Origin of the sequence: Rhizobium sp. NXC14, assembly GCF_002117485.1 — a bacterium.
Taxonomy (GTDB): Bacteria; Pseudomonadota; Alphaproteobacteria; order Rhizobiales; family Rhizobiaceae; genus Rhizobium.
In genome coordinates this window covers 4,326,444-4,352,161 of record NZ_CP021030.1, presented here as the reverse complement: position 1 = coordinate 4,352,161, position 25,718 = coordinate 4,326,444, and the positions used below count along the sequence as shown (strand labels likewise).

Here is a 25,718-nt window from a genome sequence, read left to right as displayed (position 1 = left end):
GCGGGCCTTCATTCCGCAGCCGTCCGCCGGCCGAAGCGCTTCTCGATATAGTCGACGACAAGCGCCTCGAAGTCGGCGGCGATATTGGGGCCGCGCAGTGTCAGCGCCTTCTTGCCGTCGATAAAAACGGGAGCGGCCGGCGTCTCGCCTGTACCGGGAAGCGAGATGCCGATGTCGGCATGTTTGCTTTCGCCCGGTCCGTTGACAATGCAGCCCATGACGGCGACGTTCAGCGCCTCGACGCCGGGATATTTCTCGCGCCAAACCGGCATGTTCTTGCGGATGTCGTTCTGGATGTTCTGGGCCAGTTCCTGGAAGACCGTCGAGGTCGTGCGCCCGCAGCCGGGACAGGCGGCGACGACCGGCACGAACTGCCGGAAGCCCATGACCTGCAGGATTTCCTGCGCCACCTGGACCTCGCGGGTACGGTCGCCGTTCGGCTCGGGCGTCAGCGAGACGCGGATCGTATCACCGATGCCGTGCTGCAGCACGAAGCCCATGGCAGCCGACGAAGCGACGATGCCCTTGCTGCCCATGCCTGCTTCGGTGAGGCCGAGATGCAGCGCGTGATCGGAACGTTCGGCGAGCATGGAATTGACGGCGATCAGGTCCTGCACCTGGCTGACCTTGGCCGACAGGATGATGCGGTTGCGCGGCAAGCCGATCTCCTCGGCAAGGGCGGCCGAAAGCAGTGCCGACTGCACGATCGCCTCGCGCGTCACCTGCCGGGCCGACAGCGGCGAGCCGGCCTCGGCGTTCTGGTCCATCAGCGCCGTCAACAGGTCCTGATCGAGCGAGCCCCAGTTGACGCCGATGCGTACCGGCTTGTCAAAGCGGATCGCCATCTCGATGATCTCGGCGAACTGCTTGTCCTTCTTGTCCTTGAAGCCGACATTGCCGGGATTGATGCGGTATTTCGCCAACGCTTCGGCGCAGGCAGGATGATCGGCAAGCAGCTTGTGGCCGATATAGTGGAAGTCGCCGATCAGGGGCACGTCCATGCCGAGCCGCAGCAGCCGCTCGCGGATTTTCGGCACGGCGGCGGCACTCTCGTCGCGGTCGACGGTGATACGCACCAGTTCCGAACCCGCCCGGTGCAGGGCGGCGACCTGCGCAACGGTCGAATCGATATCGGCGGTATCCGTATTCGTCATCGATTGCACGACAATCGGCGCACCACCGCCGACGATGACGCCGCCGACATCGACGGCGACGGAAGCGCGGCGCGGTTTCGGATCAAAATCGGCGGCTGACAACATGCAGAGTTCTTGCACCCCTAGAAACAGTGCCTTTCAGGTGGATCAAGCCCGGCTGCTTGTCAACCGCCGACTATATCACTTTTGTTTGGAGGCGCTCAGTGGCCGCCTCCGGAGACCCCATCGGCATAATGGGCCAGCTTGGAGAACATGAGAACGAACAACAGCAGCACCGGCAGCGCCATGAAGACGACGGCAAAGCCGATATGTTCGGCAACGAAGCCGATCAGCGACGGCGCGACCAGCATGCCGGAATAGCCCATCGTCGTAACCACCGAGATACCGATGCCGGGTTTGAGACCGGGTATATTGCCCGCAGCCGAGAAAGCGATCGGGACCATGTTTGAAATGCCGATGCCGCAAAGGGCAAAGCCCAGAATGGCGATCTCAGCGTCCGGCGCAAGGCTTGCAAGCAACATGCCGACGATGGCAAAGAGCGTGCAGATGCGCAGTGTCTTGACCCCTCCGAGGCGGTCGCGCACCAGGTCGCCGGCAAAGCGCATGGTCGCCATGGTCGCCGAAAAGGCTGCGAAACCGAGACCGGAAAGCGCCACCGACGCATCCATGTCCTGCCGGAGATAGAGCGCACCCCAATCCAGAACCGCGCCTTCCGGCACCATGGAGAACAGCGCCATCAAGCCGAGCAGCCACGGCAGCGGCACCATCGGCAGCCTCGTCTTCTCCTTTTTGGCATCGGGATGGGGCGGATCCGCAAGGATCATCGGCCAGGCGACAGCGAGGAAGATCGCCGCCAGCACAGTCGCGAGCTGGGCATGGCCGAGAACGCCGAGTTTGGCAATCACGATGCCGCCGAGGCCCGAGCCGATCAAGCCGCCGAGGCTCCAGAAAGCATGGCAGGATGACATGATGGCCCGGCGCATGGATTTTTCGACGGACACCGCATTGGCGTTCATCGCCACATCCATGGCGCCGATGAAGCCGCCGAACAGGAAGAGCGAGATTGCCGCGGTAAACACATTCGGGGCGAGCGTCAGAGCCAGGAGCAGCGGCAGCACGCAGACGGCGGTTGCCCGAACAACGACGCGAGAGCCGTGCCTGGCGATCTGCGCGCCGGCGATCGGCATCATGACCAGCGAGCCGACACCGAAGACGATGATCATCAGCCCGAGCTCGAACTTGCTTAGCCCGAGACGCTCGGCAAAATCCGGAATCTTCGGTGCCCAACAGCCGACGACAAAGCCGTTCATGAGAAAGAGCAGGGAAACCGCTGCCCTGCTTCTGGTAATGAAGCCGCTGCGGACCCCCGACGGCGCATTCACATGACTGTCCATTTTCGGTCTTTCCTCGCTATCGGGCTTGGGAGCGCCCGCTTTTTCTAAACTCCGTGACGACGGCTCAGTTCGTTTTTTCGGCGATGACGGTCCGGCAGCCGCGCTCGCGATAACCCGCAAGAATGGCGGGATCGGCATCGTGCTCGACGACCAGGCATTCGCAATGCGCAACCGGAAGGATGCTGTGGGGCGCAGCCGTGCCGAATTTCTCCGAGGTTACCGCCGCCATAACCCTTTTGCTTCTCGATGTTGCAAACCGCTTGAATTCCGCATCCTCGAATCCGAAGGTGGTGATGCCGGCCTCGAGATCGATGCCGCAGGCGCCGAGAATGCAGAGATCGGGCGAAATCTGCTCCATATCCCGCAAGGCCTTGGCGCCGAGCGCTCCACCTGTCTGCCGGTCCACCATGCCGCCGATCAGGATGACGTTGACGGCCGCCTTGTCGATCAGCGCTGCGGCAATCACCGGCGCATTGGTCGCAGCCGTCAGTTCAAGTTCGGCAGGCAGGGCGTTGGCAATCGCCAGATTGGTGCTGCCGGCATCGAAAAACACGCACGAACCGGCAGTGATCTGCTTCGCGGCAGCCCGCGCCAAGGCCTGCTTGCGGTCGGCGGCAAATCCCGTGCGCTGCGTCAGGCTTCCATGCGCCGGCGAAACGGGCAGCGCGCCGCCATAGACCCGCTCGCAGAGGCCCGCTGCCGCCATCTCACGCAGATCGCGCCGCACCGTATCCTCGGAGACGCCGAATTCAAGCGCAAGTTCCGCCGCCAGCACGCGGCCATTCAGCCGCAGCCGTTCGGAAATGACGCCTTGGCGCTCTCGTAACAGAAATTCCTGCATGTTCCTACCGAATCTGCATGTGAAGTATGGAAAACGTGCATAACCGTTTACGACCGTGCAGGCAATATGCGCGATCACACACTTTCTGACGCGGTGATACAAAGCGCCACCACCGGGCGAACTAACTCTTGACCGCCCAGAAGGCAGGATTATCGATCCACTATTCCCGATTACCGCCGGCAATCCTGCCCCCTGGTGCGTCCCCGTGAAAAATTCCGTCAGCCTGGGCATTCTGCTCACGAGCCTTGCCTACATGGCGTTCACGTTCCATGATGCGGTCATCAAGATCCTGACTTCAAGCATTCCCGTCTGGCAGATCCTGTTTTTCCGCAGCCTGACGATCCTGCTCGGTTGTCTCGCCTATGGTCGCGTCAGGCTCATCCGTCAGACAATGACATTGCCGATCATCAAACCAATGATCGCACGCAGTATCCTTCTCCTTTGCGCCTGGCTTTCCTACTACTCCGCCGCAAGCCGCCTGCAACTGGCCGAAGTCACCACGCTTTATTACGCCGCACCCGTCGTCGGCACCTTGCTTGCATGCTTCGTTCTGAAGGAGGACGTCATGCCATTGCCGTTCCTTACACTTGGCAGACACCCGACATGACGCAGTTGGCGCTTCTCATCGCAACCGGCGTAGTCGCCGGCTGTGCGCAGTTCGCCCTCTTCGAGGGAATGCGACAAGCGCCCGTCTCCGTGCTTGCGCCGTTCGAATATACGTCCCTCGTCTGGGCCTTCATCCTCGGCTATCTGATCTGGGGCGATATCCCACCGCCGAATGTCGTCGGCGGCGCGGCGATGATCCTCGGCGGCGGTTTGATCACCATCGTCAGCGAAAGGCTGCGCCGCCGGGCCGCGGTGTGATGCCCGTTTCCATGGAATTGATGCTTCAGAAGACGGTTTGAGAAAAATATTCGCAGTTGCCGCTTTTATTCGCAGTTTTCTACGCTTCCGGCGCCCTAGTTTTCTGCAAAGTATCGCTCATCCGATCGCAACCTCCCAAGGATGGATAGAACAATGAACTGGTTGAAAACCGTCGCCACCGCTGCCCTTATTCAGGCCGCAGCCCTCCTGCCCGCCGATGCGGGCGAAAACCTCGCCGCCATCAAATCGGCCGGCGTCTTCAAGATCGGCACCGAGGGCACCTATGCGCCCTTCACCTATCATGACGAAAGCGGCAAGCTCGTCGGTTTCGACGTCGAGATCGGCGAAGCCATCGCATCCAAGCTCGGCGTCAAGGCCGAGTTCGTCGAAGGCAAGTGGGACGGCCTGATCGCCGGCCTCGACGCCAAGCGTTACGACACTGTCATCAATCAGGTCGGCATCACCGAAGCCCGCAAGCAGAAATACGATTTCTCCGAGCCCTATATCGCTTCCAAGGCCGTGCTGATCGTCCGCGACGGCGACGACAGCATCAAGACCTTCGCCGACCTGAAGGGCAAGAAATCAGCGCAGTCGCTGACCAGCAACTTCGGCAAGATCGCTACCGAATCCGGCGCCGAACTCGTGGGCACCGATGGTTTCGACCAGTCGATCCAGCTTGTGCTGACCAAACGCGCCGATGCGACGATCAACGACAGCCTGTCCTTCCTCGACTTCAAGAAGCACAAGCCGGACGCGCCGGTAAAGATCGCCGCCGAGCAGGAAAATGCCGATTACTCGGGCATCATCATCCGCAAGAACGAGCCGGAGCTTCTCGCCGAAATCAACAAGGCGCTCGCCGAAATCAAGGCCGACGGCACCTACAAGAAGATCGCCGACAAATATTTCGGCCAGGACGTCTCGAAGTAAGCTTCGTCTAAAAAACTCCCCTCCCTCCCCACAAGGGGGAGGGGCTTTGGCCGGGAGACCGCCTCACCTCAAAATAGACGTCCCGACTTGCAGCTCGGTGGTCATTTCATGCAGCGCGGGAGGCAGATTAAGTCCCTGCCCCTTGTGGGAAGCGGTTGGGGAGGGGTATTTCGAAGTATTACTGCTCAACCGACGAGAGGGAATATCCCTTGCCGCACTGGCTCCAACTGATGGCGGAATCGCTTCCCTCGCTCCTCTGGGCGGGATTGATCTTCACCATTCCACTGACGCTGCTCTCCTTCGTCTTTGGTCTGATCCTCGGCCTGATCACGGCGATCGCCCGCCTTTTCGGACCGGCGCCCGTCGCGGCGATTGCCCGTTTCTATGTCTGGGTCATTCGCGGCACGCCGCTGCTCGTCCAGCTCTTCGTGATCTTTTACGGGCTGCCGAGCATCGGCATCCTGCTCGACGCCTTTCCTGCCGCCCTGATCGGCTTTACCCTGAATATCGGCGCCTACAGCTCCGAAATCATCCGCGCGGTCATCTCCTCCGTGCCGAAGGGCCAGTGGGAAGCGGCCTATTCGATCGGCATGAGCTGGCGCCAGGCGATGAGCCGGACGATCCTGCCGCAGGCAGGCCGCGTCGCCGTGCCGCCTCTGTCGAACACCTTCATCTCGCTGGTCAAGGATACCTCGCTTGCCGCCGCCATCACCGTGCCGGAGCTCTTCCAGGCGGCACAACGCATCGTCGCCACCACTTACGAGCCGCTGATCCTTTATATCGAGGCGGCGCTGATCTATCTCGTCCTCAGCTCCGTCCTCTCGCAGCTGCAGGTGCGGCTGGAACGCCGTTTCGCGCGTTATGGCGGCATGCTGGAGGCAAACGCATGATCGAGCTTTCCAACATCGAAAAGCGCTTTGGCGATGCCGTCATTCTGAAGGATATCAGCATCCGCATTCCCGAGGGCAGCGTCACCGCGCTCGTCGGGCCGTCCGGTGGTGGCAAGAGCACGCTACTGCGCTGCATCAACCTGCTCGAAATCCCGACATCAGGCGCGATCCGCCTCGGTGAGGAAGAGCTTTCCTTCGCGCCCGGCAAACGCTTGGGATGGCAGGCGATCCAGAAAATCCGCCGTCAGACCGGCATGGTCTTCCAGAACTTCCAGCTCTTCCCGCATCAGACCGCGATCGAAAACGTCATGGAAGGTCTGGTCACGGTGCTAAAATGGCCGAAGGCGAAATCGCGCGAACGCGCCATGGAACTGCTGACCAAGGTCGGCATGGCGCACAAAACCGATGCCTGGCCCTCGACCTTATCGGGTGGTCAGCAGCAACGCGTGGCAATCGCCCGGGCACTCGCGCCGTCGCCGCGGGTGCTTCTCTGCGATGAGCCGACCTCGGCGCTCGATCCGGAACTTTCGGCGGAAGTGGTCGATGTGCTGGGCCAGCTTGCCCGCGAAGGCACGACGATGGTCATGGCCACCCATGATCTCCGGCTCGCCTCGAAAATCGCCAACGACGTCGTCTTCCTGGAAGCCGGGAGCGTGGTCGAAACCGGCAGTGCGAAAGCTATTTTCAGCGCGCCTAAGCGCGAGCGCACCAAGCGCTTCATCTCGACGATCAACGCCGCCCATACATACGACATCTGAACTGTCTCACGTGAATCGTGATTCACGTGAGACGCTTTTGATTTAAGCGGCCTGCCTCAGGCCGAGGTGACGACCGAACGCGCCGCCTTCAACGCATTGCCCCACCAGACGAGCTGATCGAGCTGGTTCTTGGCCGCCTCGTTGAGGTGCGGGTAATCGCCAAGGCTCTTGCCTTCCTTGAGCACGCTCAGGTATTCGCTGAAAGCGATGTGCACGCCCGTTTTCACCGAAGCGGCGCCCATTTCCACGAAGATCAGCCGAAGCTGCTCGACGGCGCGTGCACCGCCAACGCCGCCGTAACCGACGAAGGCGACTGGCTTCTGAATGAATTCGCCGAGGTCAATGGCGTTCTTCAGAACCGCCGTCGGCGCATGATTGTACTCGGCAACGGTGAATATGTAGCCGTCAAATTCGCGCAGCTTCTTCTTCCAGCGCTCGGCGGTGTCGCTTTCCGCCGTGGTGGCGCGCTCTTCGCCGAAGAAATGCATGGGATAGTCGAGAAGATCGAGAACCTCGACTTCCAGATCGGAGCGTTGGCCGACGAGCCCGGCAATCCATTTTGCTGGATGTTCGGCGAAACGGCCAATGCGAGTGCTTCCGACAATGACAGCGATCTTCAATTTGCTCATGAAATTGTTTCCTGATTGATCTTGGGAGAGGCAGGCAGGCAAGTCTACGAAAAAGCCTCCCCGCCGGGCAAGGCGAGGAGGCCATTCGCTTTTCGAAAAAGCCGGCCTTTTAACAGCCTGGCTCTACACAATCGGGTGATCAGCCCGACTTGGCAAGGACGGGCGGACGAAACCTTTCGTGCCGTTTGCTCATCCGCCGTAAACCACCAGCAGATCCTTCGCGTCGATCTGGTCGCCGGCTTTGACCAGCACTTCGGCAATGGTGCCGTCCTTTTCGGCATGGATCGCGGTTTCCATCTTCATCGCCTCGATGGAGACAAGCACGTCACCGGCGCTGATGGCCTGGCCCGGCGAGGCGAAGACGCGGCTAATGACGCCGGGCATCGGCGCGCCGATATGGGCGGCGTTGCCGACCTCGGCCTTGCGGCGCACGGCCGCCCCGGTCGCCCCATGGGCCCGATCGGGCACCTTGATGCGGCGCGGCTGGCCGTTGAGCTCGAAGAAGACGGTGACCATGCCCTGACTGTCGGTTGCGCTCATCGCCTGGTTGACGATAACGAGCGTCTTGCCCTTCTCGATATCGGCGAACAGTTCCTCGCCGTCCGCCAACCCGTAGAAATAGGCGGGCGTCGGCAGTACCGAAACCGGGCCGTAGGTATCGGAGGCAAGCGCAAAATCGGTGAAGACCTTCGGATACATCAGATAGGAAGCGAATTCGAAGTCGCTGACCTCGCGCTCCAGCTTCTTCTCGATGACGTTGCGTTCCGCATCGAGATCGGCTTCCTTCAGCAGTGAGCCCGGACGCATCGTATAGGGTTTTTCGCCCTTCAATGCCTTCTTCTGCAGCGCTTCCGGCCATCCAGACGGTGGCTGGCCGAGATCGCCCTTCAGCATCGACACCACCGATTCCGGGAAGGAAACCTCGCGGTCGGGGCTGACGACATCGGCAACGGTCAGGTCTTGGGAGACCATCATCAGCGCCATGTCGCCGACCACCTTCGAGGAGGGCGTCACCTTGACGATGTCGCCGAACATCTGGTTGGCGTCGGCATAGGCCTGTGCCACTTGGTGCCAGCGGGTTTCCAGCCCCAGCGAGCGGGCCTGCTCCTTCAGGTTGGTGAACTGGCCGCCCGGCATCTCGTGGAGATAGACTTCGGAGGCTGGCCCTTTGAGATCGCTTTCGAAGGCGGCATATTGGTTGCGCACCGCTTCCCAATAGAAGGAGATGCGGCGAATCCATTCCGGATCGAGACCGGGGTCGCGCTCGGAGCCGGAGAGCGCCTCGACGATCGAGCCGAGACAGGGCTGCGAGGTATTGCCGGACAGCGCATCCATCGCCGCATCGACGGCATCGACGCCGGCTTCGACCGCGGCAAGAACGGTCGCCGCCGCAATGCCTGAGGTATCATGCGTGTGGAAGTGGATCGGCAGACCGGTCACCTCGCGCAGCGCCTTGAAGAGAACCTTCGCAGCCGCAGGCTTCAACAAGCCCGCCATGTCCTTCACAGCGATGATATGGGCGCCGGCCGTTTCGAGCTCGACTGCAAGGCCGGTATAGTACTTCAGGTCGTATTTCGGCCGCGCCGAATTCAGGATGTCGCCAGTATAGCAGATCGCCGCTTCGCAGAGCTTGTTCTCCTCGCCAATGGCATCCATCGATACCCGCATATTCTCCACCCAGTTCAGGCAGTCGAAGACGCGGAAGAGATCGATGCCGCCCTTGGCGGCCTGGCGGACGAAGTATTTGACGACATTGTCGGGATAGTTGGTGTAGCCCACACCGTTGGCGCCGCGCAGCAGCATCTGCAGGAGCAGGTTCGGCGCCCCCTCGCGGATCAGCGCCAACCGCTCCCACGGATCTTCCGTGAGGAATCGCATCGAGACGTCGAAAGTGGCGCCGCCCCAGCATTCGAGCGAGAGCAGGTTCGGCAGCGCATGCGCATAGGTGCCAGCAATGCGGGCAATGTCATAGGTGCGCATGCGAGTGGCGAGCAGCGACTGGTGGCCGTCGCGCATTGTCGTGTCGGTCAGAAGCACCCGCTTCTCATTGCGCATCCACTCGCCGAACTTCTTCGGCCCAAGAGTGTCGAGAAGCTGCTTCGTGCCGTCCTTCACCCCGTTGCCATTGGCATAGGGCACCACCGGCTTGGCGGCGTTTTCCTGCGGCTTCGGCCTGTCCTTGGCCTCGGGATGGCCGTTGACAGTGACGTCGGCGAGGTAGGTCAGGAGTTTCGTCGCGCGGTCCTGGCGCTTGACCTGCTGGAAGAGTTCCGGCGTCGTGTCGATGAAGCGGGTGGTGTAGCTGTTGTCGCGGAATTTCGGATGGCCGATGATCGCTTCGAGGAAGGTCAGATTGGTGGCCACACCTCGGATGCGGAATTCGCGCAGCGCCCGGTCCATGCGGGAAATGGCTTCCAGCGGGTTCGGCGCCCAGGCCGTGACCTTGACGAGCAGCGGATCGTAATAGCGGGTGATGATGGCGCCGGAATAGGAGGTACCGCCGTCGAGGCGGATACCGAAGCCGGAGGCCGAGCGATAGGCGGTGATGCGGCCGTAATCCGGAATGAAATTATGCTCCGGATCTTCCGTCGTCACGCGGCACTGCAGGGCGTGACCGTTGAGACGGATCTCTTCCTGCTTCGGCACGCCGGATTGCGGCGTGCCGATCGCATAGCCGTCGAGGATGTGGATCTGCGCCTTGACGATATCGATGCCGGTGACGACTTCCGTCACCGTGTGCTCGACCTGGATGCGCGGATTGACTTCGATGAAGTAGAATTTGCCGGTATCGGCATCCATCAGATATTCGACGGTACCGGCGCCGATATAGTTCGTCGCCTCTGCGATCTTCAGCGAATAGGCGGCGAGTTCCTGGCGCTGGGCTTCCGAAAGATAGGGTGCCGGCGCGCGCTCGACGACCTTCTGATTGCGGCGCTGAACGGAACAGTCGCGCTCGAAGAGATGCACGACATTGCCGTGGGTGTCGCCGAGGATCTGGCTTTCGACGTGGCGAGCGCGCTCGACGAGCTTTTCGAGATAGACCTCATCCTTGCCGAAGGCGGCCATTGCCTCGCGCTTGGCTTCCGTGACTTCCTTGGCGAGATCGGCCTCGGAACGGATGACGCGCATGCCGCGACCGCCGCCGCCCCAGGAGGCCTTCAGCATGACGGGATAGCCGATCTCGGCGGCCATTCTGGCGACTTCCTGCATATCGTCCGGCAGCGGTTCGGTCGCCGGCACGACCGGCACGCCGACGGAGATCGCCAGATTACGCGCCGCCACCTTGTTGCCGAGCTGGCGCATCGTATCGGCCTTCGGGCCGATGAAGATGATGCCGGCCTTGTTGCAGGCATCGACGAATTCCGGGCTTTCCGACAAGAGGCCGTAGCCCGGATGGATGGCGTCGGCACCGGAAAGCTTGGCGACGCGGATCACCTCGTCGATCGACAGATAGCTTTCGATCGGCCCGAGATCGCGGGCAAGATGCGGGCCGCGGCCGACCTGATAGCTCTCGTCCGCCTTGAAGCGGTGCAGCGCCAGCTTGTCCTCCTCCGCCCAGATCGCCACCGTTTTTATTCCAAGCTCGTTGGCCGCGCGGAACACGCGAATGGCTATTTCGGAGCGGTTGGCAACGAGTATCTTGGATATGGGCAAAACGGTCTCCTCCGTCGTTCAGACACGGGCATGCTGCACCCGCGAAGAAAATTCTTAACTTCTTGTCACAGGAAGTTCAATTTCTCTTGCGACTGCGAAACGCACTTTCTCGCCATGCCAGCGCATGTCGGCCGCCAGTATGCAGCGAATTCGAAGGAGTGGATAAGGAAAAGCCTAGCTTATCAGGCCGTGGCGGAAGGCAAGCGCCACTGCCTGCTGCCTATTCTTTGCCTTCAGCTTGGCCTGCAGACCGTTCATATACCAGTCAACGGTATGGTTTGAGATCTTCAGCATTTTGCTGATCTCCATCGACGTCATGCCTTCGGCGAGATAGTGGAGGATTTCCATCTCGCGCCGCGTCAGCGGCGTCTCGGTCGGCAGCACCGTTTCCAGCGCCTCGGCCTCGCCTTTCAGGTCGAGTAATCGCCAGAAGGTCTTGCGCGCCACGGCCTCAAGCAGTGCGATTTCCACCGGCGACAGATCGATCGGCTTGCCGCCGAGGCTGAGGCTGCCGAGAATGCCGTTGCGCCCGTGAATCGGAAAGAGATAGCCGTCCTCCAATCCGTGGCCGAAGGCATCGACCATCATTTGCTCCATGCGGCGCTGATGCACGTCACCGTCGAAGACTGCCATGCTCTCCCGCCAGCGGAAAGGCCGTTGCGCATGCGCGAGATAACGCACCATCGGATCGATCCGGACATATTTTTTTGCGGCATATATCTGTAGCCATTGTTCCGGCCAGCGGCCGGCAAGCGGGGCGGCGCGCAATTCGATATTCTGCTGCGCTGGGCCTTGCTGCAAATGTCGCAGCAGACCGTAATATTCGAAACCGGAACCGTGGAGGGCCTGCTCGAGTTCGGTGACGACGGCGTCCGGATTTGGGCACTCTTCCAGAATTACAAGCAATTGAATTAAAGAATTAATGTTCACAAATAGCGCCTTTGTCCGGACTAGATGCCCGCAGGCCGTTGGCGGCTGTTCAGATGGGTCGCGTAACGGTCTTCTGCAGAAAATGCAGTCTCTAATTTAATGCTGCGCTAAACATTGATTAAAATGCAAGCGCAAATTGTTGCGAGATATAATCATGGTGAAATTCCGGCGCCAGACCCCGCTGCCGAAAAATCTGATGAGCCCGAGAACGTCTCTCTGTTCTATCCTATTGAGGCAGCTTCAATTTCATCGCAGATGCGATCGCGCGATCAAGTTAACAACCCGGCGGGCGGATTCCCGAATACTCCGTTAATCGCCGGTTCAGGTAGCCTTTTGTAGCATCCCACCATTCCCGTTTTCGCAGATGCACAAGAGGTTAGACGTGTCGCTATTCAAGGTCTATGCAAGAGCTCTGCGCTATCTTGGCGCTTACAAGCTCCGCGTATCCCTGGTCGTTATCGCCAACATTGTTCTGGCGACCATCACCATTGCGGAACCGATCCTGTTCGGTCGCATCATCGATGCGATATCGGGCAAGGGCGAAGTCAAACCCATCCTCTTCATGTGGGCTGGTTTCGCCGTGTTCAATACTGTCGCCTTCGTTCTGGTATCCCGCGAGGCCGACCGGCTTGCCCATGGCCGGCGGGCAACGCTGCTGACGGAAGCCTTCGGGCGCATCATTTCCATGCCGCTTGCCTGGCACCATCAGCGCGGCACCTCCAACGCGCTGCATACGCTGCTGCGGGCCTGCGAGACGCTGTTCGGCCTCTGGCTTGAGTTCATGCGCAACCACCTGTCGACGGTCATTGCGCTTGCCCTGCTGGTGCCGACCGCAATATCAATGGACTTGCGCCTCTCTGCCGTGCTGATCGTGCTTGGCATCGCCTATTGGCTGATCGGCCGTGTGGTCATGAGCCGCACCAAGGATGGCCAGGCTTCGGTCGAAAACCACTACCATACCGTCTTCTCGCATGTCAGCGACTCGATCAGCAACGTCTCCGTTCTGCATAGCTACAACCGCATCGAAGCGGAAACCAAGGCGTTGAAGTCCTTCGCCAACCGCCTGCTCGAAGCGCAATATCCGGTGCTTGACTGGTGGGCGCTCGCCAGCGCGCTGAACCGCATGGCCTCGACCATCGCAATGATGGTGGTTCTGATCATCGGCACGATGCTCGTCCAGTCCGGCCAGCTGCGCGTCGGTGACGTCATTGCCTTCATTGGCTTTGCCAACCTGCTGATTGCCCGTCTCGACCTGATGCGTCAGTTCGCTACGCAGATCTTCGAGGCCCGCTCCAAGCTGCAGGATTTCTATACGCTTGAGGATTCGGTGCGCGATCGTGAAGAGCCGGCCGGCAATGGTGAGATCAAGAACGTCAAGGGTGCGGTTGAATTCCGCGACGTCTCCTTCGGCTTCGGCAACAGCTCGCAGGGCCTGCACAATGTCTCCTTCTCGGTGAAGGCAGGCCAGACGGTCGCCATCGTCGGCCCGACCGGCGCCGGCAAGACAACACTGGTCAACCTGCTGCAGCGCGTCTACGACCCGCAGGGCGGCCAGATCCTCGTCGACGGCACCGATATCACCAAGGTGACCCGAAAGTCGCTCCGTCGCCATATCGCTACCGTCTTCCAGGATGCGGGCCTGCTGAATCGTTCCATCAGCGACAATATTCGCCTCGGCCGCGAAGGTGCGAGCGAGGAGGACATGCGCCGTGCTGCCGAAGCCGCCGCCGCCGCCGATTTCATCGAGACCCGTGAAGATCGTTACGATACCCATGTCGGCGAACGCGGCAACAAGCTCTCCGGTGGTGAACGCCAGCGCATTGCGATCGCCCGCGCCATCCTCAAGGATGCGCCGATCCTGGTGCTCGATGAAGCGACCTCGGCGCTCGACGTCGAGACCGAAGCGCGCGTCAAGGCCGCGATCGACAATCTGCGGCAGAACCGCACCACCTTCATCATCGCCCACCGCCTCTCGACGGTCCGCGAAGCCGATATGGTGCTCTTCCTCGATGATGGACGTGTCGTCGAGCAGGGCGGCTTCGATGAGCTCAGCCACAGCAACGGCCGCTTCGCCGCGCTGCTGCGCGCCAGCGGCATCCTGACGGACGAGGAAGTCCGCAAGGCCCACACCACCGAAGCCGCCTGAGCGCTTCGGGTTACAGGATAAGGCCGGAAGGGCAGGCGCTCTTCCGGCCTTTTGTTTTTCTTGGGGAGCGGCAGGCCGCGTAGCTCCCTCTATCCCGCCGGCCACCCCCTACTAGGCAAGGGTAGAGACAGAAGGCGGCGCAGGGGATGTCGTCAGAGGCACTACGTGTCTGGCGGCGGGACTGATTGATCTCGCTACCGATCCCCTCTAAATTCTTGTCCTTACCCGATACTCAGGAGAGCGGCATGAAAGTCCTGCGCATCGTTGCGAATATCCAGGCGCCCGACCTCATGGCCGCCAAACGCTTCTATCAGGATATTCTCGGGCTCGATCTGATGATGGATCTCGGCTGGATCGTCACGTTCGGCGCGAATACTTCCATGAAGGTTCAGCTCAGTGTCGCCAGCCAAGGCGGTTCCGGGACTCCGGTGCCCGATCTCTCCATCGAGGTGGATGATCTCGATGCTGCTTTCGAGGCGATGTCTGGCGCCGGCATTCCGATCGAATACGGTCCGGCCGACGAACCCTGGGCCGTCAGGCGCTTCTACGTGCGCGATCCTTTCGACCGGCTGGTGAATATTCTCGTTCATAAAAGTTGAGCCGGCGGCATTGCAGCGCAGCGCGTCTTTTCAGACGCGCGAAAGGCGCTGCAATGCCGTGGGGCTTTTAATGCGACTTCGGGATGCCGCTAGGCCCGCGGCCGTTCAATCAGACCGGTCGACCCTATTTCCGATTGGTGCGGCGATAGGTATTTGCCGCTCCGCCGACCCGCACAGGCACAGGGACGGCGGCAATCTCCGTCACGAGCTTGTGCTTGATTTTGCCCAGCTGGCGCTTGTGCTCGAGATAATAGGCATAGGCGAATTGCGTCGCAATGCCCGCGATGACGAAGAACGGGCCGACCAGCGGATCCTTGTTGGTGATATAGAGCACGACCTGGCCGATCATGGCGAGGATCGTGCCGGCGACGAAGATGTTCAGCGAATGGCGGCCGAGGATCGTCAGCGGGTGGTCGGCGGGGCGCCGCAGGATTCGGGAGAACGCCGGGATGCTGATGATGAGGTAGGTTAGCGCCAGCACATGCAGCAGCCGCGGCAGCGACAGGAAAGTCTTGTCGAAACCGGTGATGACGGTGGGCAGCCCAAGCGCTGCCAGCGAATTACCGAAAATCCAGAGATGGCCGGTTACCCAGACGAAGGACAGCAGGACATAGCCGGCGGCAGCCGCAAACAACAACGGATGCCGCGGGATCGTGCCGCCGCGCTTGATATGCAGGATCGAAACAATGCCAATCGAAAACAGGAACTGCCAGGAGAGCGGATTGAGGAACCAGTAGCCCTCTATCAGCAAATTGTGCGGCGCCACTTCGTAAATGCCGGCCAGCAGCCAGACCGTGCCGGAAACCGCGAGCGCCAGAAGCGGGCTTCGCTCGTTGAGGAGCAGGATTATCGGCACCATCAGCAACAATGCGCCATACATCGGCAGGATATTGTTGTAGCCGATCTGGTGACCGAGCAGCAGCAGCGCCGGAATGCCTTCCTTCAGGTTCATCAGAACCGCCAGGATGTTGATCTCGACCAGCAGCCCCGGCCGGTGGAACAGCCAGGCACCACAGATGAAGAGCGCCAGCGTCATGAAGGTGGTGATCATATGCGCAAGGTAGAGCGTGAAGGCACGCCGCGCCGCCTTGATCGCCGTCTTGACGCGGCCGCCCGGCTTGAAGCGGGAACCATAGGCGAGACCGACGGCGATGCCGGAAATCAGGACGAAGGCCTCGGCGGCGTCGGAAAAACCAAAATTCTTCGTCGTCACATATTCGAAGATCTGTCCGGGCACATGATTGATGAAAATCATGATCAGGGCTAGGCCACGCAGCACGTCAAGCCTTGTATCGCGTCCCGTCGCAGCTGCGGATGAGGAACTGCGCTCGGCGCCGATGGCTTCGGTCAGCGTGCTTGCCATATGGGTTTCTCCTGTTGTCCGGTTTTGCAAACGCGACGACGGCCAAAAGGGTTCCCTTTTGGCCGTCGCGAATCGCCGTGTTCTTCAGCGTGGAGAACGCTGTTATCCGAGCGGATATCCCTCTTCGGGATCGGTGACTTCGCTGCCGTTGATCGACAGAGTGTAGCCGCTGGCATTGGACGCTTTTGAGACCGAAATGCGGTATTTGACGCCGCCCCGCTCCACCTCCGCCGCAAAACCGTCCCATTCCGACGGAAGCGACGGACGCACATGGAGCCGGCCGTCCTTCAACCGGATCCCCAGAATGCCCTCGACGGCGGCTCGGTAGAGCCAGCCGGCCGATCCGGTATACCAGGTCCAGCCGCCGCGCGACGTATAAGGCTCGTGCCCATAGACGTCAGCTGCCACGACATAGGGTTCGACCCGGTATTGTTCGGCCGAAGCCTTGTCGAGCGCATGCGTGATCGGATTGAGGATCTGGAAGCAGCGCAGTGCGTCGTCGCCCCGCTTCAGTTCCGCAAGCGCCATCACCACCCAGGTCGCGGCATGGGTATATTGCCCGCCGTTTTCACGCACGCCCGGCGGATAGGCCTTGATGTAACCGGGATCCCTGGCGGAATTGACGAAAGGCGGCGTGAACAGTCGGATGATGCGCGCCTCCTCATCGACCAGTTGGTCGAGCACGGCATCCATCGCCTTTCCGGCACGAGCCGGGTCGCCTTCGCCGGACAGAACGCTCCAGGATTGTGCGATCGAGTCGATCCGGCATTCCGGGCTCTCCTTGGAGCCGAGCAGCGCCCCGTCGTCGAATGTGCCGCGGCGATAGTAGCTGCCGTCCCACGCCGCAGTTTCGAGCGCCTTCTTCAATTCGGCGAGATGGGCCGACCAGCGCTCCACTCGAGCCGAATCGCCGCGCTCTTCGGCATAGGGAATGAAGGCGCGCAATGCACCCGCCAGGAACCAGCCAAGCCAGACGCTGGTGCCGCGCCCGCCGATGCCGACGCGGTTCATGCCGTCGTTCCAGTCGCCGCCGAGGAACAGCGGCAGGCCGTTTGCGCCCTTGCGGGCGATGGCGAGATCGAGCGCCAGGGCCGCATGTTCGTAGACGCTCGCCTTGTCCTCCGAAATCTCCGGCTTGTAGAACGAGTCGTGCTGACCTTCGAGGAGAGCGGGTCCTTCCAGAAAGGCAAGCTCCTCGTCGAGCACGGTCTTGTCGCCGGTGACGCTGCAATAATGGTGGATCGCGTAGCTCAGCCAGACGACGTCGTCCGAAATCAAGGTGCGAACGCCCGCACCCGTTCCCGGCAGCCACCAATGCTGAACATCACCTTCGCGGAACTGCCGTGAGGCGGCATTCAGAATCTGACGCCGGGCGATCGACGGTTCGTGCATCAGGAAGGCCAGCGTATCCTGCAACTGGTCGCGGAAACCGAAGGCGCCGCTTGCCTGGTAGAAGGCGGTGCGGGCCATGATGCGGCAGCCGAGACTCTGATAGGGCAGCCAGGTGTTGACGAGATTGTTCATCCCGCGATCTGGCGTGGAGATCTGCAGCCTGCCGGTGAAATCCCGCCAGAAGGCGCGGTTTGCCTCGACCGCATCGTCGAACGAAGACTTGCGGATCTCGGCGATCAAGGCGCGCGCTTCTTCCTCCGTCGCCGTATCGCCGAGCAAGAAGGTGACGTCGCGCTCTTCGCCGGCCCCGAGTTCGATGTCGATCGCCAGAGCCGCGGCCGGATCGCCATCGAGCTCGGTGATGCCCGAAAGCGGGGCTGCGGAGGTGACGGTCTGAGGCATCTGGATCGTGCCAGCCTTGCCGATATATTCGCGCCGGCTTGCCGAGAAACTTGAAAGCTTCTCGCTCGCCGCGAAGAAGGCGGTTCGGTTGGAAAAATCGATGCTGTAAGGATTGGTGGCAAACAGCGCCCCCGTCTCCTCGTCATGGCTCGACAGAATGAAGGGCGCAGTGCGTCCCGGGTTGCTGCCAAGAACCCATTCGACGTAACCGTAGAGACGCAGCTTGCGGCCAGTCGAACCGGTGTTGCGCAGGCGCAGGCGCTGCAGTTTCACCGGCTTCTCGCGGTCGATCGTCTGCGTCAGCTCGAGCGCAATCTCGTGCTGAACGGTGGAGAAGACCGAATAGCCGAGTCCGTGGCGGGCTTCGAAGCGGATATCCGGCCGACGCGAAAGCGCTGCAAACGGTGTCATGACGGCGCCGCTTTCGAGATCGGCGAGATAGAAGGCCTCGCCCGACCGGTTGATCACCGCATCGTTCGACCAGGACGTCAGCTGATAATCGCGCGAGTTGACGCTCCAGGTGAAACCTGCGCCTTCAGCCGACACGTGGAAACCGAACCTGTCGTTGGAGATGACGTTGATCCAAGGCTGCGGCGTCGCATGACCGCCGGGCAGGCGAACGACATATTCGCGGCCGTCGCGCGCAAAGCCTCCAATGCCATTCCAGAAGTCGAGGTCGCCTTCCTCCTCGATGGCAACGGCCGGCACCACGGGCGGCGGCACCGGCGCGATGCGCTTGACCGGCGCCCTGTTGCGTTCGGCGCGCTCCATCTCCTGCAGTTCATCCTTTGACGGCGCAAAGAGGGCGACAGCGCGGTTGATCTGGTCGACCACCTTGCCGTTCTTCGCATGCAGGGTGACGCGGGAAGCCGCGATCAATGCCCTGTAGGTGTTTTCCTCCATCAGGTCCTTGCGAACCGCGAAGATATGCTGGCGCAAGCCGTCGGCCTGACCCATGCGGCGTACGTTCTCGCACATTGCGTCGAGCGCGTGTTGCATGTCCTGCGCATAGGAAGAAGCGCGTTCGTTCATGATGACGAGATCTGCGGTGACGCCACGCGAGCGCAGGTATTCCTGCGCCAGCAGTGCCTCGCGGGCGACGTCGAGATCCATGTCGTCGTCGACGCGCAACGTGAAGATCGGGAAGTCGCCGGAGATCGCCAGCGGCCAGAGGGCCGATTGCGATTGCAGGCCGGCTTCGACCGTCGCCTCATCCTTGCGCAACTGCATGTCGGGATAGACGAGGTAGCGCCCGAGATGCTGAAACGCTGCCGCCTGCTGCGAGGTGACGCCGACATGGCGCATCTGCACCTGCGTGCGCGTCCAGGCCTGGACGAGCTCGTGGTTGAAGGCGTCGGGATGACGATAGCGGTTGACCGCCTTGTCGACCTCGTCGCGGCTTGGCGCGGCAATCGTCCAGAAGAACACGCTGACCTTCTTGCCGGCCGGCACCCGCACGGTGCGGCGCAACGACATCACGGGATCAAGCGTGAAGCCGTCGCTGCCGGAAAGTGTCGCACCCGGATCGAAGGCCGCCGCATCGGCAAGGCTGCGACCGCGGCCGATGAACTTGCGCCGATCGGTTTCGAATTCGGTGTGACGGGTGTCGCCGGCATTGTCGACGATCAGATGTGCGAGGCTGATGTTCGGCTCGTTCGGATCACGCTTGTTGCGTTCGGCGCGGATGACGTCGCCGCGCTTGCCGATCTCGGTCTTGACGAACATGCGGGCGAATGCCGGATGCGCGCTGTCGGTATCATCCGAGGTGATCACCGGTTCGAGATAGGACGTGACTTCGATGAAACGATCTTCCGTTCCCATGTTGAGCAGGGTGACACGACGGGCTTCGGCATCGTGCTCGGTGGCGATGATGCACTCCACCTCGCTCGTCAGGTCGCCGACCGTCTTGGTGAACTGCGCCTTCTCGTCGGCGAATTCGACCTTGATCTTTTCGCCCTCGACACCCTTCGGCTCCGCTGTCGCCGACCACCATTCGTTGGTGGCGGTATCGCGCAGGAAGATGAAGGTGCCCCAGCGGTCTTCGGTCGGATCGGCCTTCCAGCGGGAAACGGAAAGGCCGTTCCAGCGGGAATAACCGGCGCCCGTCGCCGTCAGCATCATGGAATAATGGCCGTTCGACAGGAAGACGAGCTCGCGGTCGCGCGAAAGGGGATCGCTGATCTTCCTGATTTCCGGCCGCATGAGATCGTCCTGGATGCTGGCCGGCGTATCGGATTCATGCTTGCCGCTCATGACGGGAATGTCGCGCGGCGCTTTTTCCTGCAGCAGAAGCTCCGCCGCCTCGATCACGGGATCGGAGTGGAAGAGTTCGCGCAGATGGCCGTTGAAGGCGACGTTGGCGACGGCTGCGATCGACATGCCGTGATGGTGGGCATAATAATTGTAGACCACCGCGCATTTCTTGCCTTCCGGCACGCGCGTCGGCGTGAAATCGACCGCGTCGTGAAAGCCGAACTTGCCGAGTGCGCCGACTTTGCGCAGCCTCTGCAGGTTTTCGAGCGCGCCCGGCGGGTCGTACTGGCTGGCCAGCAGCGAAGCATAGGGGGCGATGACGGCATTGTGGCCGAGGCCGCGCTTGAGACCGAGCGTCGGCACGCCGAAATTCGTGTACTGGTAATTGAGGTTATGGTCGCGGGCATTGAAGGCCGCTTCCGAAATGCCCCACGGGATACCGAGCTTGCGGGCATAATTCATCTGCTCGATGACGACCAGATTGTTCGTCTGATTGAGAATACCCCCGCCACGCTCCTGCATGACGAGCGGCGGCATCAGATATTCGAACATCGAGCCGGACCAGGAGACCAGCGCGCCGCGTGAACCCACCGGCACGACCTGGCGGCCCAGACGATACCAGTGTTCCGTCGGCAGGTCGCCCTTGGCGATGCCGAAGAGGCTGGTCAGGCGGCATTCCGAGGCGAGAAGGTCGTAGCAGGCCTGGTCGAGTTCGCCGCTTTCGACGCGGTAGCCGATCGACAGCAGGCGCCGTTCCGGCCGGAACAGGAAGCCGAAATCCATCGAGAAGGCGAGATCGCGGGCCTTGTCGCGCAACGCCACCAGGCGCGGCCTGAGGGCATCGACCTTGGAGAGATCGAAGGTGCTGTCTGATATATGCGCCTCGCAGACCTTGACCAGCGACGCCGCCCATTGGGTGACCTCTTCGCTCTGCTTCGACTTGACCTCATGGTCGAGATTGGCGGCGAGCTTTTCGATGTCGCGTGCGAGAACGGCGAGGTTGATGATGCGGATCGAGGCGAACTCGTGCTCGCGCTTGACGGCGGCAAGCGCATTCTGGAAGCCGACGATGCGTTCTTCCAGGCGCCGGCGCAACGGGCGCACGGTCTTGCGGTCGTCGGGCAGGTCCGCCAGCACTTCGCTGAGGATGCCGGCGGTGTCGCCGACGCCGTCGAGATTGCCCTGCATGTGGGCCGACGGCGCCTCAGCCCAGTTGCGGCAGGCCGAGGAAATCGCGATGAGGTGGCCGGCGAGATTGCCGCTGTCGACGGCAGAGACGTAACGCGGCCCGAGCGTCTGCAGCGTATCGGTGTGATACCAGTTAAACAGGTGGCCGCGGAATTTCTCCATCTTGTCGATCGTCGCGATCGTCTGCTCCAGCCGCTCGAGCGTTTCCTCAAAGGAGAACCAGCCGAAATGCCGGCCAGAAACGACGGAGAGCAGATAGACGCCGATATTGGTCGGCGAGGTGCGCGCCGCCACGATGACGTGCGGCGTTTCCTGGATATTGTCCGGCGGCAGATAATTTTGTTCAGGCGTGGTGAAGGTCTCGAAATAACGCCAGGTGCGCCGGGCGATCTTGCGCAGCTCGCTCGATACGGAATCGGCGACCTCGAGCCGGTCCTCGGTCTCGGCCGACTGGCTGACATACCAGGCGACGACAGGCGAGAGAATCCATAAAAGCGCGAAGGGGATGCCGACGAGGAAAGCGTTGCCGCCGGGAAGGGCTGCGAAACCGAGCGCCAGCAGCGCCAGTACCGGCGCATGCCACATCTGCCTGTAATAAGAGGCGAGGGTGCCTTGGCCGCCTGCCTGGACGCTGGCGGCGGTCCGCCACTGCAGCATCAGCTTGCGGCTGACGAACAGCCGGTAGAGCGACCGGCCGATCGCATCCGCCATCATCGCCGCCGAATCGGCGATGAAGACGATCCGCAATGCGACCTGCGCATTGGCGGCGGTGATGTCCGACCAGACCGTATAGAGATGGGCGCGGGCGACGATATCGCTGGTGCGCGGGATGATGCCGTTGATGAGCGACAGCGTCGGCGCCACGAACAGGCAGAAGATCAAGAGAATCTGCCAGACGAGCGCGCCGAGCGGACCCATGAAATACCAGCCGAGCACGGAGGCGAAGAACCATGCGATCGGCGTTAGCGAACGGCGAAGATTATCGAACATCTTCCAGCGGCCAAGGGCCGTAACGCCGTATTTAGGATTGAACATATAGGGCAGGAGCTGCCAGTCGCCGCGCGCCCAGCGATGCTGGCGCGAGGTCTCCACCTCGTAGCGGATCGGGAAATCCTCGACCAATTCGAGATCGGTAACGAGCGCACAGCGCGCCATCGAGCCTTCGAGAAGGTCGTGGCTGAGCACCGAGTTCTCCTCGATGCGGCCCTTCAGCGAGGCTTCGAAAGCATCGACATGATAGAGGCCCTTGCCGGTGAACGTGCCTTCGCCGGCGAGATCCTGATAGACGTCGGACACCGTGAAGACATAGGGGTCGAGACCGCGATTGATCGAGAAGACGCGTTGGAAGACCGAGGCATCCTTGCCCGTGGTCAGCGATGGCGTCACACGCGGCTGCAGCACGCCATAGCCGCTCTCGACGCGGCCGGTCTTCGGATTGATGACCGGTCGGTTGATCGGATGATAGAGCTTGCCGACGAGCTTGGTGACGGCATCGCGCATCAGGCGTGTGTCGGCATCGAGCGTCATGACATATTGCACATTGGCGGGCACGGTGTTGGCGCCGGGCAGATAGGTCGTGTCGCGGTCGCCGCGCAGCAGCATGTTCAGCTCATGCAGCTTGCCGCGCTTGCGCTCCCAGCCCATCCAAACACCTTCCGAGGGATTGTAGAGGCGGCGGCGATGCAGCAGGTAGAAACGCGTCTTGCCGTCATAGGCATAGCGGGCGGAAAGATTAGCGATCTCGCGCCTTGCATAGTCAAGAACCTCGAGGTCGGCAGGCGTTTCCTCGGCATCGCTGTCGGGCCAATCGCTGAGCATCGCGAAATAAATCTCTCCACGCGGATTGGCGAGATAATGAACTTCGAGATTGCGCACCTGATCGTCGACGCTGTCGCGGTTCGAGATCAGGCAGGGCACCACGAGCAGCGTGCGCGCATCCTCCGGAATGCCTTCCTTGAACTCGTAGCCGACGAGGCGGGCCGGGGTGACGAAGAAGGACAGCAGGGTATTAAAGAGACCTGTTGCGCCCTCCGAGGCCGGCAATGAGAACATGATCAGCAGGATTGCGATTTCAATGGCGCCCATTCCGGCACTTGCCATGAACCTGCCGACGATCGCCATGGCGATGATCGTCAGCAGCATGACGGGTAGCGCGATCGACAGCCAGTTGAAGCGGCGCACGGCGCGCACGAAGTGCTGGGTGATCGTCGGGCGATAATTCGCTCGCGCCTCGAGCTTCGGCCGTTGCGCGCCGGATAGGAAGCCGCCGACATTGGGCTCATGTGGCTGCGGCTCGTCGGAGGCCTTGGCGGCCTCGGTCATGTCGAGCGCCAGCTGGGCGATTTGCATTTCGGTCAGCGGCGAGCGCTTGGCCAGTTTCTCGATCTGCTTGCGGTATTTGTTTCGCGAACCGGAATCGAGGATGCCGTAATCCGAATGCTCCCAGAGCAGCTTGTCGACATGGCTGACCTGTTCGACCCAGACCGACCATTCGGTATCGTCGATCTCGCGCAGGCTACGGATGATGTTGCCCATCGTCACGTTGCCGGAAGAGAGACGGCTGTGTTCGGCCGTCGTCGCCTCTTCGGTGTTGCGACCGAGCTCTTCCAGGCGTTCATCGAGCCAGGTGATCGCCAGACTCGACGTCTGTGAGCCGTCACGCAGGCGATAGAGGAACTGCGTCGAGAAGGTATTGTCTTCGGCAAGCGGTTCCAGCGTCTTCAGATAGGCGGCCGCCTTGGCCGGATCGGTCAGGCGCACCAATTCGTCGGCCGCCTCATTGGCGCGCCGGCGCAGGCGGCGGCTGGCTTCGACACGGCTCGAAATGCGGCGAAGGTTTTCCACCAGCACATAGCGCACCAGCGAGGGCAGGGCCCAGAGTTCGCCGATCCTCAGCGTCTCCCTGCTCTGGAAGCCGTCGACCAGCGCCGTCAGGCTTTCCTGCGAGATCGTGCTGTGGGTATGGGCAACGTAGAGCCAGGCAAGCACCAGCGTGCGCGGAATGTCGACGCCGCCGACATGCATCGTCGGCAGTTCGCGGTAGAAGCGGCGGGGAAAGTCGCGCCGCACCTCCTGGATCGCCTCTTCGACGATGTAGTGATTGTCCAGCAGCCATTCCGCCGCCGGCGTGATCGTCTCTCCGGCCTCGACGTCGGTTGCCGTGGTGCGGTAGACGCGCAGAATTTCCTTCTCGTTTTCCTTGTGGCGCGCGAAGAAATCAAAGGGTGCGAAAGCCGGCAGCTTGTCGACGCCGTTGACGACGACCGCTTCGCCCATCGCCTTGATGTCCTCGATGGAAAGATAGGTCGAGCGGATCGAATCATTGTGATCAATCTGCTTCGTATCGGATTCGCACGGAAGGCTCGGAGAAAGATTGGCAATAGACATGGGTTCGGTTCTGGATCCAAACAAAGTTATGGCTGTTTTGCTCAGCCTTTTGCACTGCTTATCATGACTGCTACATGAACGGGGCCCGATTCTTCGAAGATCGATGAAGCCGGGTGAATGACGTCTGGGCAAGCGATGTAACCGGGCCTAGCCTTGGTCCAGCGCGGCCTGAAGGTCGATCAATACCCTCTCCGCAAAACCATGGCGAAAAGTTGGACACTATCGCGATAATTCAAGTCAAGAATGGTGAGCCGAGCGGGCCGGCGCGCTTGCTGCGCAAGGCAGAGCGCCGTGCATGTCGCAACCTTGCGGCCCGGCCGCGGCTTGTCGATAGGAGGAAGGTTCGCCAGATCATGGTCTGGCTGCGCTTTGATCGGGCTTGCCCCGAGCGAGGAAACGCGCCGCAGAGGCGCAGGCGGCCCCGGCACGTGCCGAGGCCTATCATCTGCCGACTATCCGAGGACGCCGCAGACCATTGCCACCACGAACAGGAATGCCGCGGTGAAGATCGTCCCATGGAGCACCGTCTGAAGCCTGTGGCGCGTCGCGTGCGGCTTCTTGGTGGCTACCGAACCATAGTGGTTCACGTGAGTATGCGAAATACCCAGCTCTGCCATGTGTCGCCTCCGTTGTTCTCGTGCGGCCGGTTGTGCGGCTCGCTGTTATATTTCTTATTCCCTATCAGGTAGGTAGAGATAAATTTGCGTCCAGAGCGGGCGCAAGAGAAAATTCAACCGCTCTTTAGCAGAGCGTGCGCCATGCCCAGATCAGGGAGCGCTCGATGGCGTTCTCGTTCTGCTGCAGATCGGAGGTCTCGGTCCCGATCAGGCGCCGGTCCTGTTCAGCCGGTATGGAGACCGTGATCTGTTCCTTGGGAGCGGCTTTTACGCGAGGATCGAGATAGCCCATGGTCATCCCACCGAGAAAGAACATGCCTCGACCTCCAT

Annotated in this window: 15 protein-coding genes and 1 pseudogene; 6 read left to right on the top strand and 10 right to left on the bottom strand. The window is 61.3% G+C overall.

Annotated elements, in window-relative coordinates:
• Window positions 1-8: 8 nt before the first annotated feature.
• The 3 genes from ispG to NXC14_RS21215 all read right to left on the bottom strand — a co-directional run bounded on the left by ispG (window position 9) and on the right by NXC14_RS21215 (window position 3,389).
• The gene (ispG, locus tag NXC14_RS21225; RefSeq protein WP_085779810.1) at window positions 9-1,259 is read right to left on the bottom strand and encodes a flavodoxin-dependent (E)-4-hydroxy-3-methylbut-2-enyl-diphosphate synthase; all 1,251 of its coding nucleotides are present in this window, start codon (window positions 1,257-1,259) and stop codon (window positions 9-11) included.
• Between the two features lie 95 nt (window positions 1,260-1,354).
• On the bottom strand, window positions 1,355-2,548 hold the full coding sequence (locus NXC14_RS21220) for an MFS transporter (protein ID WP_085779809.1): 1,194 nt from the start codon (window positions 2,546-2,548) through the stop codon (window positions 1,355-1,357).
• Window positions 2,549-2,612: 64 nt separating this feature from the next.
• Complete coding sequence (locus NXC14_RS21215; RefSeq protein WP_085779808.1) at window positions 2,613-3,389, bottom strand: DeoR/GlpR family DNA-binding transcription regulator; 777 nt, start codon at window positions 3,387-3,389, stop codon at window positions 2,613-2,615.
• Window positions 3,390-3,594: 205 nt separating this feature from the next.
• On the opposite strand from NXC14_RS21215, the pseudogene NXC14_RS33965 reads away from it, so the two are divergent.
• The 4 genes and pseudogenes from NXC14_RS33965 to NXC14_RS21195 all read left to right on the top strand — a co-directional run bounded on the left by NXC14_RS33965 (window position 3,595) and on the right by NXC14_RS21195 (window position 6,828).
• Window positions 3,595-4,253 (top strand): annotated as a pseudogene (locus NXC14_RS33965) (EamA family transporter).
• A gap of 153 nt (window positions 4,254-4,406) precedes the next feature.
• Window positions 4,407-5,180, top strand: a complete 774-nt coding sequence (locus NXC14_RS21205; protein WP_085779807.1) for an amino acid ABC transporter substrate-binding protein — start codon at window positions 4,407-4,409, stop codon at window positions 5,178-5,180.
• Window positions 5,181-5,389: 209 nt separating this feature from the next.
• A complete protein-coding gene (locus NXC14_RS21200) occupies window positions 5,390-6,070 on the top strand; it encodes an amino acid ABC transporter permease (protein ID WP_085779806.1) in 681 nt (226 codons plus the stop codon).
• Entirely contained in the window at window positions 6,067-6,828 is a 762-nt protein-coding gene (locus tag NXC14_RS21195) for an amino acid ABC transporter ATP-binding protein (protein WP_085779805.1), read from the top strand. Before NXC14_RS21200 ends, NXC14_RS21195 begins: the two co-directional genes overlap by 4 nt.
• A gap of 56 nt (window positions 6,829-6,884) precedes the next feature.
• Here NXC14_RS21195 and NXC14_RS21190 read toward each other — a convergent pair whose 3' ends face one another.
• The 3 genes from NXC14_RS21190 to NXC14_RS21180 all read right to left on the bottom strand — a co-directional run bounded on the left by NXC14_RS21190 (window position 6,885) and on the right by NXC14_RS21180 (window position 12,041).
• Entirely contained in the window at window positions 6,885-7,457 is a 573-nt protein-coding gene (locus NXC14_RS21190) for an NAD(P)H-dependent oxidoreductase (protein WP_085779804.1), read from the bottom strand.
• Between the two features lie 189 nt (window positions 7,458-7,646).
• On the bottom strand, window positions 7,647-11,111 hold the full coding sequence (pyc, locus tag NXC14_RS21185) for a pyruvate carboxylase (RefSeq protein ID WP_085779803.1): 3,465 nt from the start codon (window positions 11,109-11,111) through the stop codon (window positions 7,647-7,649).
• A gap of 174 nt (window positions 11,112-11,285) precedes the next feature.
• Entirely contained in the window at window positions 11,286-12,041 is a 756-nt protein-coding gene (locus tag NXC14_RS21180; RefSeq protein ID WP_085779802.1) for a LuxR family transcriptional regulator, read from the bottom strand.
• A 382-nt stretch (window positions 12,042-12,423) separates the two neighbouring features.
• On the opposite strand from NXC14_RS21180, the gene NXC14_RS21175 reads away from it, so the two are divergent.
• Complete coding sequence (locus tag NXC14_RS21175) at window positions 12,424-14,187, top strand: glucan ABC transporter ATP-binding protein/ permease (protein ID WP_085779801.1); 1,764 nt, start codon at window positions 12,424-12,426, stop codon at window positions 14,185-14,187.
• A gap of 245 nt (window positions 14,188-14,432) precedes the next feature.
• Complete coding sequence (locus NXC14_RS21170) at window positions 14,433-14,786, top strand: VOC family protein (protein ID WP_085779800.1); 354 nt, start codon at window positions 14,433-14,435, stop codon at window positions 14,784-14,786.
• Window positions 14,787-14,910: 124 nt separating this feature from the next.
• Here the strand turns inward: NXC14_RS21170 and opgC are convergent, their stop codons facing one another.
• The 4 genes from opgC to NXC14_RS21155 all read right to left on the bottom strand — a co-directional run bounded on the left by opgC (window position 14,911) and on the right by NXC14_RS21155 (window position 25,704).
• Complete coding sequence (gene opgC / locus NXC14_RS21165) at window positions 14,911-16,149, bottom strand: OpgC domain-containing protein (protein WP_085779799.1); 1,239 nt, start codon at window positions 16,147-16,149, stop codon at window positions 14,911-14,913.
• 102 nt (window positions 16,150-16,251) lie between these two features.
• On the bottom strand, window positions 16,252-24,771 hold the full coding sequence (locus NXC14_RS21160) for a glucoamylase family protein (protein ID WP_085779798.1): 8,520 nt from the start codon (window positions 24,769-24,771) through the stop codon (window positions 16,252-16,254).
• A 452-nt stretch (window positions 24,772-25,223) separates the two neighbouring features.
• Window positions 25,224-25,388: a hypothetical protein gene (locus tag NXC14_RS33080; protein ID WP_020922541.1), complete on the bottom strand. Its 165-nt coding sequence runs from the start codon at window positions 25,386-25,388 to the stop codon at window positions 25,224-25,226.
• 124 nt (window positions 25,389-25,512) lie between these two features.
• On the bottom strand, window positions 25,513-25,704 hold the full coding sequence (locus tag NXC14_RS21155) for a hypothetical protein (protein ID WP_085779797.1): 192 nt from the start codon (window positions 25,702-25,704) through the stop codon (window positions 25,513-25,515).
• Window positions 25,705-25,718 lie beyond the last annotated feature (14 nt).